This window comes from Streptococcus sp. SN3 (assembly GCF_030439905.1).
The window spans coordinates 379,122-391,891 of record NZ_JAQFJF010000003.1; the positions used below are offsets into that span (position 1 = coordinate 379,122).

Annotated in this window: 9 protein-coding genes; 3 read left to right on the top strand and 6 right to left on the bottom strand. The window is 44.7% G+C overall.

The genetic code is table 11. The features are described 5' to 3' along the window. Nucleotides 1-17: 17 nt before the first annotated feature. Complete coding sequence (gene argR, locus PCY71_RS08705) at nt 18-455, bottom strand: arginine repressor (protein ID WP_002894105.1); 438 nt, start codon at nt 453-455, stop codon at nt 18-20. Between the two features lie 300 nt (nt 456-755). Between argR and argS the strand changes: the two genes are divergently transcribed. Beyond that, nucleotides 756-2,444: an arginine--tRNA ligase gene (gene argS / locus PCY71_RS08710; protein ID WP_301412528.1), complete on the top strand. Its 1,689-nt coding sequence runs from the start codon at nt 756-758 to the stop codon at nt 2,442-2,444. Nucleotides 2,445-2,475: 31 nt separating this feature from the next. Here argS and nrdI read toward each other — a convergent pair whose 3' ends face one another. From nrdI to malQ, 4 genes are all read right to left on the bottom strand, one after another. Beyond that, nucleotides 2,476-2,964, bottom strand: a complete 489-nt coding sequence (gene nrdI / locus PCY71_RS08715) for a class Ib ribonucleoside-diphosphate reductase assembly flavoprotein NrdI (protein ID WP_002908478.1) — start codon at nt 2,962-2,964, stop codon at nt 2,476-2,478. Nucleotides 2,965-3,026: 62 nt separating this feature from the next. After that, nucleotides 3,027-3,545, bottom strand: coding sequence for a hypothetical protein (locus PCY71_RS08720; RefSeq protein ID WP_048773721.1), 519 nt, complete (start codon nt 3,543-3,545; stop codon nt 3,027-3,029). 181 nt (nt 3,546-3,726) lie between these two features. Continuing rightward, nucleotides 3,727-5,988: a glycogen/starch/alpha-glucan family phosphorylase gene (gene glgP / locus PCY71_RS08725; protein ID WP_048773719.1), complete on the bottom strand. Its 2,262-nt coding sequence runs from the start codon at nt 5,986-5,988 to the stop codon at nt 3,727-3,729. A gap of 32 nt (nt 5,989-6,020) precedes the next feature. Beyond that, nucleotides 6,021-7,532, bottom strand: a complete 1,512-nt coding sequence (malQ, locus tag PCY71_RS08730; protein ID WP_048773717.1) for a 4-alpha-glucanotransferase — start codon at nt 7,530-7,532, stop codon at nt 6,021-6,023. A gap of 435 nt (nt 7,533-7,967) precedes the next feature. Between malQ and PCY71_RS08735 the strand changes: the two genes are divergently transcribed. Then, a complete protein-coding gene (locus PCY71_RS08735; RefSeq protein ID WP_048773715.1) occupies nt 7,968-8,951 on the top strand; it encodes a LacI family DNA-binding transcriptional regulator in 984 nt (327 codons plus the stop codon). A gap of 117 nt (nt 8,952-9,068) precedes the next feature. Continuing rightward, complete coding sequence (gene pulA, locus PCY71_RS08740) at nt 9,069-11,144, top strand: type I pullulanase (RefSeq protein WP_048773713.1); 2,076 nt, start codon at nt 9,069-9,071, stop codon at nt 11,142-11,144. 43 nt (nt 11,145-11,187) lie between these two features. On the opposite strand, the gene thrC is transcribed toward pulA, so the two are convergent. Continuing rightward, complete coding sequence (gene thrC, locus PCY71_RS08745) at nt 11,188-12,672, bottom strand: threonine synthase (protein WP_111675145.1); 1,485 nt, start codon at nt 12,670-12,672, stop codon at nt 11,188-11,190. Nucleotides 12,673-12,770: the final 98 nt, after the last annotated feature.

Sequence of the window (12,770 nt, forward strand, 5' to 3'; positions counted from 1 at the left end):
TGAAAAAACTGTGACTCTTACATCACTTCCTGTATTTGCTCTTCAATCTCCTGAGCAGCCGCCTGATCCCGGCAAACCACTAAAAGAGTATTGGCACCCGCAACGGTTCCCAGAATACGGCTATCAAACGAGTTATCCACAACATTGGCCAGCACTGTTGCCTCTCCTAGGCCCGTACGAAGAACCAGACTAAACTCTGCCCTGGCTACACTCTCCACATGCTTGGCTAAAAACTCTATAAAATCAATCTCTTCAGTCTCATGCGCCAAAACATAATAAGTCAGCCCCTTCTTCTTAACCTTGGTCAGGCCGATTTCACGGAGGTCACGCGACAGGGTAGTCTGTGTTACATAAATCCCTTGCGCTTCCAGACGATCCTGAATCTCCTTTTGCGTTCCTAGCTTTTCCTCCTTAATCATCGTTTTGACTAACTGATGACGGTCATTCTTTCTCATTTTTACCTCATTGTTGAATATTTAGAAGCTGCATTCATGAAGGGCACTTCAACGGACAAAAGACTGCTTCTCCATCAATCTAGGCAAAGATTTGCAGGAATACTGAGAATAAACAAAAAACTTTAACGAAGAGTAACAGGGAAGGAAGCATTTAGATGAAAAGTCCATCTATAAATACAGGTTCTTATCCCTCTTATTATATCAGAAAAATTCCTATTAGCCCAAAAATTATTCCCAAAAAAATTGAAGATTCCTTGAAAAATGTGATAAAATAATAACAAAAGACACAAAGGAGCAAATATGGATAACAAACAGTTGATTGCCGGCGAATTGGCCAAGGTTATTGACAGCCTTGATCAAGACGCTATTTTAAATTTATTGGAGCAGCCAAAGAGCTCTGAACTTGGTGATATCGCCTTCCCAGCCTTTTCTCTGGCAAAGACTGAGCGCAAAGCTCCTCAAATCATCGCTGCTGACATCGCTGAAAAGATTGATACAGCGCATTTTGATAAAATCGTTGCGACTGGCCCTTATGTCAACTTTTTCCTCAGCAAGGCTGAAATTTCTGGCCAAGTTATCAAAGAAGTCATCAAAGACGGAGCTGACTACGGCCAACAGAATGAAGGAAATGGGGAAAATATCACCATTGACCTGTCCAGTCCAAACATTGCCAAGCCTTTCTCAGTCGGCCACTTGCGTTCTACTGTTATCGGTGACGCTCTTTCCAACATCTTCCGCAAGATTGGCTACAACACCATCAAAATCAACCACTTGGGAGACTGGGGCAAACAGTTTGGCCTCCTGATGGTAGCTTATAAGAAGTGGGGAAGCCAGGAAGCTGTTGAAGCTAACCCTATTGACGAGCTCCTCAAACTTTACGTGCGTATCAATGCCGAGATTGAAAACGACCCATCTCTGGATGAAGAAGGCCGCCTTTGGTTCAAGAAGCTGGAAGATGGCGACCCAGAAGCAACTGAGCTCTGGCAATGGTTCCGCGACGAAAGTCTGACAGAATTCAACCGTATCTACGAACTCCTAGGTGTCGAATTTGACAGTCTAAACGGTGAAGCCTTCTACAATGACAAGATGGACGAAGGGATTCAAATCCTCGAAGAAAAAGGTCTTTTACAGGAATCAAAAGGAGCTAGCATTGTAGACTTGGAAGACTTTAACCTTCCGCCTGCTATGATTAAAAAATCAGACGGCGCTACCCTCTACATTACACGGGATATTGCAACAGCTATCTACCGGGCTCGCACTTACAACTTTGTCAAAAATGTCTATGTTGTAGGTCAAGAGCAGGCCAACCACTTCAGACAGCTTAAAGCCGTTCTGAAAAAGATGGGCTTTGACTGGAGCGATGACATGATTCACGTTGACTTTGGTCTGGTGACTAAAAACCGTCAAAAGCTGTCTACACGTAAAGGAAATATCATCCTTCTCGAACCAACTCTGTTAGAAGCTATCAGCCGGGCTAAGAGCCAGATTGAAGCTAAAAACCCAGATTTGGAAGACAAGGAAGCTGTTGCTCGTGCAGTTGGGGTAGGAGCAGTTAAGTTCTACGACCTCAAAACTGACCGCCGCAATGGTTACGACTTTGATCTGGAAGCTATGGTTTCCTTCGAGGGAGAAACAGGCCCTTACATCCAGTATGCCTATGCTCGTATCCAGTCTATCCTGCGCAAGGCGAACTTCCAGCCTGATGCAGAGGCTACATACAGCCTGAACGATCCAGAAAGCTGGGAAATTATCAAGCTGCTTCAAGACTTCGGTCGCGTTGTCAAGCGTGCTGCTGATAACTATGAGCCATCACTGATTGCCAAATACGCTATTAGCTTGGCTCAAGCCTTTAACAAATATTATGCGCACACGCGGATTCTGGATGAAAGCCCTGAACGCGACAGCCGTCTGGCTCTCAGCTACTCAACAGCTGTTGTCCTCAAAGAAGCTCTACGTCTGCTAGGAGTAGAAGCGCCAGAAAAGATGTAAGCTTAATTTAGAACATCAAAAAACGAAAACCTCACTGGTTTTCGTTTTTTTCAATATGATAGAGCTCCTCAATAATCCCCGCAACCTTCTTAATGTCTCCCAACATGCCGCGCATTTCAAAATCAGCCAAAACCGGAAATCCGAACCGCTCTGAGTATTGCTTGGCTGTCAGACAGTATTGGTTGTTAAAGTTACGATTGCCGCTGCCAATGACCCCCAGACACTTGCTGGCATTCTGACCATAGGCGATAAAATCCCCTACATCGGTTGTCAGAATTTCTACATCGCCATTGTCCACACCATTGCCACCCTCCAGATAAGTCGGCAGAAAAGCGATAAAAGGATTGTCCATTTCAAAAAAGGGAATTCCTTCCTTTACCAGGTCTTTGATATGAATCTTCTCTACTTCTAGGCTTGGATGCTGCTCCAGCAAATAGTCTGTCAGCCGACGGACGAAACTCTCTGTATTGCCGCTCAGGCTGATGTAAACCAAGGAAACCTTTGTCATTTTACTCTCCATTCTAAAAAATAACAGATATTGCTTCTTAAAATTGTAAGCACTTATCTGTTATTTGTCAAATCTTATTCGTTTGCAGCTAGTTCTGCTTTTTCAGCCTCTTTTTGCTGCTGGATTAGCTTAAAGACGACGATGGAAAGATAAATTAAACTGATAATAAAGCCCAGCACTGTTCCTAAAAGAAGACTGTTTGAATGCGTTGCAATGTTCTCAGGGCTTGTAAATACCTTGCCAACAATCCCTTTCGATGAAATATAGACGTAAACTTGAGATAACAAACTGACTAGTATATAAACGATATAGCTAATATTAGCCATCTGCAGATTTTTTCTAACCAAAAAGACGATAGATGCTATTAACAGAGCCGTCATAACGAAAAAAATCAGCATATTCATTCCATTACGAAGAAATTCAAAATAAAGTCTATTAAACTGATTTGTCTGATCACTCAACTCTTTTGAGAAATTTATTTTTGTATAATCTACCTCAGAAAACTTGGAGAAAAAACGACTCCATACTCCCAGTAAAGTTCCGATTGCTGACAAGCCCAGCAAAACATAAAGATAAATTGGTTTCTTTTTCATGAACGCCTCCTGTAAAGAAATATTTTCACTTATTATACACCGAAAAGAAAAAGCTGACAAGACCGAGAGGTTTTCACCTTGCCAGAAGCCCACACAATAGCTAAATCCTTATTCATTTCTTCGACTAAAAAATCAAAGCCGAAACACTGCTGTCTCGGCTTTTGTTTTGATTTAAAGAATATTAGCTATTCAAGTGCCATACTTCTTCTTCGTATTGAGCGATAGTACGGTCAGATGAGAAGAAACCAGCTTTGGCGATATTGACGATAACTTTGTCCATCCAAGCATCGCGGTCTTCATAGTCAGCCAGCATGCGCTCTTTGACTTGGATATAGTCTTCTAGATCCAGCAGGGTCATGAACCAGTCCTTGCTGATCAGTTCATTGTAAAGACGTTCCAAGCGTTCAGCTTTACCAACTGCCAATACTTCATCGCTGACGATAAAGTCAACCAATGGCTTGATAGCTTCACGTGCATAGTACTCACTAGATTTGTAAGCAGATTTTGCGTAGAGGTCAATAACAGTCTCAGAATCTTCACCGAAGATGTAGATGTTGTCTTCGCCAACCAACTCTGCAATCTCAACGTTTGCTCCGTCCATTGTACCAAGAGTCAAAGCACCGTTAAGCATGAACTTCATGTTACCAGTACCAGATGCTTCCTTAGAAGCCAGGGAAATCTGCTCAGAAATGTCACCAGCTGCAATCAAGAAGCTAGACGCTGTAACGTTGTAGTTTTCTACCATAACTACTTGCAGATGTGGAGCCACTTTAGGGTCATTAGCAATCACTTCTGACAAGCAAAGGATGAGGTGGATGATGTCCTGTGCAATCGTGTAAGCAGGAGCAGCCTTACCACCGAAGAAGACAGTGATTGGACGAGCAGGGATGTTGCCAGCCTTGATATCCAGATACTTGTGGATAACGTACAGAGCGTTCATTTGTTGGCGCTTGTACTCATGCAGACGCTTGATTTGGATATCAAAGATAGATTCTGGATTGATTTCCACACCTTGGGCTTCCTTCAAGTGACGAGCCAATTTACGCTTGTTGTGAGCCTTGATGCCTTCCAATTTTTCTTTAACATTTGCAGCGCCAGTGAATTCCAACAAGCCTTCGAGCTTAGTTGCATCATGGTGCCAGTCGCGGCCCAGCAACTCATCTAGGTAATGAGATAGACGTGGGTTGGCATGCATGAGCCAGCGGCGGAAAGTAATACCGTTGGTCTTGTTATTGAATTTTTCAGGGTAGATATCGTAGAAGGCTTTAAGCTCAGAGTTTTTCAGGATTTCTGTATGCAGAGCAGCAACCCCATTGACACTGTATCCGTAGTGGATATCCATGTGAGCCATGTGCACACGATCGTCCTCATCAATGATTTGCACTGCTGGATCTGCGTATTTAGCTTTCACGCGCTTGTCAAGCTCTTTGATGATTGGTACCAGATGCGGTACTACTTCTTTCAAGAATTCCAAAGGCCATTTTTCAAGAGCTTCTGCCAAAATCGTGTGATTCGTATAAGCAGTCATCTTCTGTACGATGGCAATTGCTTCATCCAAATCCAAACCACGCTCTGTCAAGAGACGAATCATTTCTGGGATAACCAGAGATGGGTGGGTATCATTGATTTGGATGACAGCGTAGTCTGCCAAATCATGCAGGTTGCTGCCTTTTTCAATCGCTTCGTCAATAATCAGCTGAGCACCATTTGAAACCATGAAATACTGTTGGAAGATACGGAGCAATTCCCCTTGCTTGTCACTATCATCTGGATAGAGGAAGAGGGTCAAGTTGCGAGCGATATCTGTCTTATCAAAGTCAATACCGTCTGTGATGATATCCGCATCCACTGAGTCCAAATCAAAGAGACGAAGACGGTTCTTAGTTTCTGTCTTGTAACCTGGCACATCAATATCATAAAGAGTAGATGTCAGGGTGAAGTGAGCAAATGGCACTTGGTAGCTGCGACTAGAGCGAACCAACCAGTTTTGCTCTGTCAGCCAGAAGTTAGGAATTGTGGTCTGTTCGTTGTTTTTCAAAACCTGTTGGAAGAGACCGAAGTGGTAGTTCAGTCCTACACCATCACCATTGAGACCAAGTGTCGCAATAGAGTCCAAGAAGCAGGCAGCCAGACGGCCCAAGCCTCCGTTACCCAGAGACGGCTCCAACTCAACTTCTTCTACTTCAATCAAGTCTTTACCAGCATCTGCCAACTCTTGCTTCACATCATCGTAAAGTCCAAGGTTGATCAAGTTGTTAGACAAAAGTTTACCAATCAGGAATTCAGCTGAAATGTAGTAAAGTTTTTTCTTACCAGTATTAACTGGCTTTTGAGCGCTGGCTAATTTAGTGTAGTTCAAAAGAGCCAGGTAGAGTTCTTCGTTGCTGCAATCAGCAAGATTTTTTGAATAAGTATTTTTGATATAAGTTTGTAAGTTTGACATGATTACTCCCTTCAAGTCTAATTAGCTGTTCTTTATTTGTTAATTAAATCGGTATTCATACGACGGTAAGTCTTAGTCAAGCTATAAAGCTCACCTTCGACAATTGGATTCAGCTCTTCAGCTGTCATCCGCCAAGTCCAGTTCCCACCAATTGTGGATGGATAGTTCATCCGTGCTGCACTGTCTAATTCCAGCAGGTCTTGCATGGTTGCAATGGCCATAAAGCTGACTGAAGCAAAGATTGTGCGCAGCATTGCATGAGGTACTGTTTCGTACTCCTTACGGTTGGTGTACTGAGCCATGTACTGGCGAGTAGCGTCGTCAATCTCATCCTTGTACCAGCCCAGAACAGTATTGTTATCATGGGTTCCTGTATACATGACTGAGTTGTTTGGCGCTAGATGCGGGCTGTCGATGCTTTCATCATCAGGATTGAAGGCAAATTGTAAGATTTTCATTCCTGGGAAACCAGTGCGCTCGCGCAACTCGATCACTTCATCCGTCATAAAGCCTAGGTCTTCTGCGATGATATTCAAATCACCCAAGGCTTCCTTAACCGCTGCAAAAAGCTTGTAGTCTGGACCTTTGACCCACTTACCAGAAGCAGATGTTTCTGAGCCAGCAGGTACTTCCCAGTAAGATTCAAAGCCGCGGAAGTGGTCGATACGGACAATGTCGTAAATCTTGAAGCTTTCACGCAGGCGCTCAATCCACCAAGCATAACCATCCTTATCCATAGCTTCCCAGTCATAGATAGGATTGCCCCAAAGCTGGCCAGTTTCTGAAAATTCATCTGGCGGACAGCCTGCCACACAAGTCGGCTTACCAACAGCATCTGTCTTAAAGAAGTGCGGCTGTGCCCACACATCGGCACTATCAGCTGCCACATAGATTGGCATATCTCCGACAATCTCGATGTGATGTTCATTAGCATAGGCTTTTAATCTTAACCACTGCTTAAAGAAGAGATACTGGGTTACACGATGGTAGGTCAGCTTGTCAGCCAGCTTCTCACGATAAGAAGCGAGACTAGCAGCCTCACGGCGACGGATAGCTTCATCCGGCCACTCTGTCCAAGCTAGATTATCAAAATGCTCCTTGATAGCCATGTACTCAGCGAAAACTTCCAACCAAGCTGCATTTTGCTTCACAAAGCTCTCATAGTCAGACAGATCAGCTGCTTTCAAGAAGCGAGCTACTGCTTTCTCCATAATTGGACGGCGAGCATCAAAAATCTTTGCATAATCCACTTTTCTAGGATCATCTCCAAATTCAGCTCCCTTGACATCCGCCTCGTTCAGCAAACCTTCTTCTATCAGAATATCAAAATCGATAAAGTAGGTATTCCCCGCAAAAGCAGAGAAAGACTGATAAGGAGAATCACCATAACTGGTCGTTCCCAGTGGCAAAATCTGCCAATAGCGCTGCTTGGTGCGAACCAAGAAGTCTACAAAATCATAAGCACTTTGGCCAAAAGATCCGATACCGTACTTGCCCGGAAGGGATGAAATGTGCATGAGCACGCCGCTTTGACGTTTTTTCATTTTGTCACCTCGTTATTTTTCCTCTACGCCTTTTTATTTTTACTTAATGCAAACGTTTGCGTCGACTTGATTATAACCTATTTTTTTTTTTAGTGCAAGGGGTTTTTGAGATTTTTTTCAATTTATTGGTTTAAGGATATAATGCTCTTTTAGGACTCTCTTACAGCCCCAATTATTTGCCGTTTTTCTCTTCTTGCAAGCGTTCTCTTTTTGTGTTAAAATGTTCTTACAAACAGAAAACGTTTGCGTTTACTGAGAAACTGCTTTATACTTGTCTCTTCAACCATAATAGTTAGGCAATATCACTGGTTATAGTAGCCATTTTGGGCATAGGTTTGCATGACTCATAGAAAGCAAGTGCTTCTACTACTAGATTTAAAATAGTTGATGTTATAGAAAGGATTTCCAGCAAATGCAGGCCTTTAGGAGGTTTTTATGCGAGTTACTATCAAAGAAGTCGCAAAACTAGCAGGCGTGTCGCCCTCTACCGTGACCCGCGTCGTACAAAACAAATCAACCATCAGTGAAGAAACTAAAAAACGGGTCCGTGCCGCTATGAAAGAGCTGGACTATCATCCCAACCTCAATGCCAGAAGTCTGGTCAGCCAGTCCAGCCAGGTCATCGGCTTGGTCCTGCCGGACGACTCAGATGTCTTCTATCAAAACCCTTTTTTCCCAACTGTATTACGGGGGATTTCTCAGATTGCTTCTGACTATGACTATGCCATCCAGATCAGCACGGGGCAAGACGAAGAACATCGCTTGGAAAATATGAAGCAGATGATTTTGGGCAAGCGAGTTGACGGACTGATTTTCCTTTACTCCAAGCAGGACGATCCTTTGGTCGACTTTGCAGTCAGGAACAACTTCCCTTTCCTTATCCTAGGGAAAGCTGTCTCACCTTTCATCTCTCTAGTGGACAACGACAATATCAAGGCTGGCTATGACGCAACCAGATATTTCCTTGACAAGGGCTATCAGAAAATTGCCTTTCTGGCTGGGAATAAGGAGCTGGTTGTTTCTCAAGATCGTTACACAGGCTACAAGCAAGCCCTGAATGAAGCAGAACGGCCTTTGGATGAACGCATTATCAAATTTGCCTTCGGTTTCCTTCTGGAAGACAACAGTTACAAGATTATGGAGGAGCTGCCGCTGGATGAGATTGAAGCTATCGTAACCTCTGATACCTTGGTAGCAGAAGGAGCCCTGCACTATCTCAAAGATCAGGACTACCAGATTCCCATTATCACCTTTGATTCTATCAAACCGCGCATTGATGTGGATGCCTATATCGATATCAATGCCCTCGAGCTTGGGAAAGAGTCTTTCCGGACCCTCTTCCAGATCATCAAGGACAATAAAGAAGACAAGCAGATCTGCTATCGCCAGCTGATTCCGCATAGCATCAGCACTCGCTAATCCGAGTGCTTTTGCTCATTCATCAACGATTCACATATCGGCCTTGTCCTAACCTAGGGAAGAGCCTAAACTCAAAACAATTACACGAATAGAAACTGACAAAGAAAGAGGAAAAACATGGCCTTTCGTATTTTTCAAGCCTATTTAGATGACGAAAATATCATCACCATCGAACTGGAAAAGAGCTTTGAAGCCTACTCCATCCACTTTACACTGGAAGACAAGCACAGCTCCAGCCCTTTGACCATCAAAAATATCAACAATCAGGAAGAGCGGATTATCTACACCGTGTCGGCTAATGAGCCCATTGACCTGACGCAGTCCTACAAGGTCTATGACCAGGATCGCAACCATACTGACCTGCAGTACCGCCATATCGTGAAAAAGCCTATTTTCGATGAAATTTTTGACTATGCAGGCGACGATTTGGGAGCTCAATACAGTCCCCAAGCCACCGATTTCAAACTCTGGGCGCCGATTTCCGAAAAAGTCCTCCTGCATCTCAAAGACCAGGTTCACCATCTCAAACGTCTGGATAAGGGAGTCTGGCATACCCGGATTGAGGGAGATTTAGAGGGAGCCTCCTATTCTTATCTCCATAAGATTAATGGCAAATGGATTGAAGTCCACGATTCCTACGCCCTATCCTCAGATGTCAATTCGGGCAACAGCTATGTCATTGATTTAGAAAAGATTAAAAAGCCTATCAAACGAGCAAAAACACAGTTGGATCCGACAGAAGCCGTCATTTATGAAATGAGCGTCCGCGATTTCTCTATGCAGAAAGAAGCTAGCTTCTCCTATCCTGGGAAGTTTGCCTCGCTGAGCGAATCTCCAGTCGTCCACGGTCAGAAGTTCGGTCTGGACTATCTGAAAGAGCTAGGCATCAGCCACGTGCAACTTATGCCTGTCTACGATTTTGGCAGCGTTGATGAAAAGCATCCTGAGCTCGTCTACAACTGGGGCTACGACCCTGTCCAATATAATGTCCCAGACGGCAGTTTTGCCAGTGACCCACGAGACCCTTATGCCCGCATCTTAGAGCTACAGGCGGCCATTACTGCCTTCCACAATGCTGATATCAGCGTCATCATGGACGTGGTCTACAATCATGTCTATGATGCCAATAGCTATGCTTTTGAAAAAATCGTGCCCGGCTATTTTTTCCGGCTCAATGATATGGGCTACCGGACCAACGGGACCTTCTGTGGCAATGATGTAGCCAGTGAGAAAGCCATGGTTCGCCGCTATATCAAGCAGTCGGTCAAGCAATGGGTCAGCATCTATGGCTTTGACGGTTTCCGCTTTGATCTGATGGGGATTTTAGATATCCAAACCATGCAGCAGATAGCTGACGAACTCAAGACGCTCTATCCTAACATCTACCTCTACGGCGAAGGCTGGCAGATGGATACTGGGCTGGCAAGTGAGCAATTGGCCCATCAGTACAATGCTTCCCAGCTGCCAGATTATGGATTTTTCAGCGATCATTTCCGCGACAGTCTCAAGCAGACCATCGCTCAAGGCCGGCAAATCGAGAGCAAGACTCCTGCCAGTCAGCTTGAAAACGTCCTGACAGCCAATGTCGGACTAAAAGGCGAGGCTCACTTCATAGCGCCCCAGCAGGCTATTAATTATGTGGAGTGCCATGACAATGCAACGGTTTTTGATTACTTTGATATCGTCAACCCTGCTATCACCTTGCGGGATCGGCTGGCCAATTCGCGGCTGGCTCTCCAACTCGTCCTGCTGGCTCAAGGTGTTCCCTTTATCCACAGCGGTCAGGAATTTTTCCGGACTAAAAATCTGATTGACAACACCTACAATATGCCCGACGAGATCAATAAACTAGACTGGCTGCGCTCCCTGCATTACACAGAGGATATTGCTTTTCTTAAAAAGCTGATTTCCTTTCGCAGGGCACATCCGCTGCTGCATCTAAAGACCAGCGCCGCTATCAAGCAAGCCTGTCAGGTCAACTGGCTGACAGACAGTCTATTGGAGTACAAAATTCAAGACAGCAAAGCGAGCATGACCATCGTCATCAACTTCAGCAGCCAAGAGGCTGTCTACGAAAACAAAAACAAGCAAAAGCTGCACCTTCAATATCCAGCCATTGATGTCCAAAAACCAATTGCACCGCTAGCTGACAGTTACAACCTAGCTGGCAAGCAGTTGATTGTTTTGAAATAGATTATAAAACATCAGCCAATGAATAAGCTGATGTTTTTGTTTTTTATAATCCCAAGTAATCCTCGACTGCTGCCTGCATTTGGTCTGCAGCGACCGTCGTTTTGTGGCGCACTGGGGCTGTTTCTAAGCCGTCCACAGCTGGTGGCAGGGCTACGCCAGAAAGTTCGTGCAGTTGCTCCAAAGCCTCGAAGTCACTAAGTCCTGACTGACCAGTCACAGCCTCAACAGCCACGACTGGGAATTTATAAGGGCTAGCGGTAGACGCGATAACAGTCTTGCGCTGATCACCTGTCTCTGCCAAGTATTTTTGATAGACAGCGGACGCAACGGCTGTATGAGGGTCTTCGATGTAGTCAGATGCTTGATAGACCCGCTTGATTTCAGTTACTGTTTCTTCTTCTGTCGCATAATCAGCCGCAAATAGTTCCAAAATCTCAGCGTCAAAGTCCGTTAGTTCATACTGTCCATGCTCATTCAGGGCCGCCATCAAGGCCGCTGTTTTCTCAGCGCTGTTACCAGACAGATGGAAAATCAAGCGCTCCAAGTTAGAGGAAACCAGAATATCCATGGACGGACTAGACGTCACCTTGAAGCTTCGCTTCTTGTCATAAACCTTAGTCTTGAAGAAGTCAGTCAGGACATTGTTTTCATTTGATGCGCAAATCAGCTTGCCAACCGGCAGACCGATTTGCTTGGCATAGTAGGCCGCCAAGATATTGCCAAAGTTCCCTGTCGGAACTGTAAAGTTGACCTTGTCTCCTGCTGTGATTTCTCCCGTCTTCACTAGCTGAGCATAGGCATAGACATAGTAAACAATCTGCGGCACCAAACGGCCGATATTCATGGAATTAGCAGATGACAACTGCAGCTTATGCTCCAAGAGACGAGCTCGTAGGTCTGTGTCATTGAACATGTGCTTGACATTGGTCTGGGCATCGTCAAAGTTGCCATCAATGGCAACCACATGCGTATTGGCACCTGTCTGGGTCGTCATTTGCAGCTCTTGGACCTTGCTGACACCATCTTTCGGATAAAAGACGATAATCTCAGTCCCAGGAACATCCGCAAAGCCTGCCATAGCCGCCTTGCCTGTGTCGCCAGAAGTCGCCGTCAAAATGACAATTTTGTTTTCCAAGCCGTGCTTTTTAGCTGCAGTTGTCATCAACTGAGGCAGGATAGACAAAGCCATGTCCTTGAAGGCAATGGTCGCTCCGTGGAAAAGCTCTAGATTGTACTGACCATCCAGCTTAACCAAGGGAGCGATAGCCGCATCATCAAACTTGCTGTCATAGGCATGGTTGATACAGTAGTCCAGCTCTTCTTCAGAAAAATCGTCCAAAAAAGCAGACAAAACCAGCTTGGCTACTTCCTGATAAGAAGCGTCTTTGAGCTTGGCAAAGTCCAAATCGACCTGCGGATAGGTAATGGGCGTAAAGAGCCCGCCATCTGTTGCCAAGCCTTGTAGAATCGCCTGGCTGGCTGTTACTCTATTCTTTTCGTCGCGTGTTGATTGATAAACTAAGGTCATTCTCTCTCATCCTTTATCTGTAGTTCGCTTTATTATACCAAAATTTATCAGAAAATTCTCGCCTTTTCACAGAGAATATCAGAAAAAGCCCATTTCTG

What these genes read in the sequence shown, in the direction of transcription:
- argR (WP_002894105.1), bottom strand. Translation starts at nt 455, where the DNA reads ATGAGAAAGAATGACCGTCATCAGTTAGTCAAAACGATGATTAAGGAG.
- argS (WP_301412528.1), top strand. Translation starts at nt 756, where the DNA reads ATGGATAACAAACAGTTGATTGCCGGCGAATTGGCCAAGGTTATTGAC.
- nrdI (WP_002908478.1), bottom strand. Translation starts at nt 2,964, where the DNA reads ATGGAGAGTAAAATGACAAAGGTTTCCTTGGTTTACATCAGCCTGAGC.
- PCY71_RS08720 (WP_048773721.1), bottom strand. Translation starts at nt 3,545, where the DNA reads ATGAAAAAGAAACCAATTTATCTTTATGTTTTGCTGGGCTTGTCAGCA.
- glgP (WP_048773719.1), bottom strand. Translation starts at nt 5,988, where the DNA reads ATGTCAAACTTACAAACTTATATCAAAAATACTTATTCAAAAAATCTT.
- malQ (WP_048773717.1), bottom strand. Translation starts at nt 7,532, where the DNA reads ATGAAAAAACGTCAAAGCGGCGTGCTCATGCACATTTCATCCCTTCCG.
- PCY71_RS08735 (WP_048773715.1), top strand. Translation starts at nt 7,968, where the DNA reads ATGCGAGTTACTATCAAAGAAGTCGCAAAACTAGCAGGCGTGTCGCCC.
- pulA (WP_048773713.1), top strand. Translation starts at nt 9,069, where the DNA reads ATGGCCTTTCGTATTTTTCAAGCCTATTTAGATGACGAAAATATCATC.
- thrC (WP_111675145.1), bottom strand. Translation starts at nt 12,672, where the DNA reads ATGACCTTAGTTTATCAATCAACACGCGACGAAAAGAATAGAGTAACA.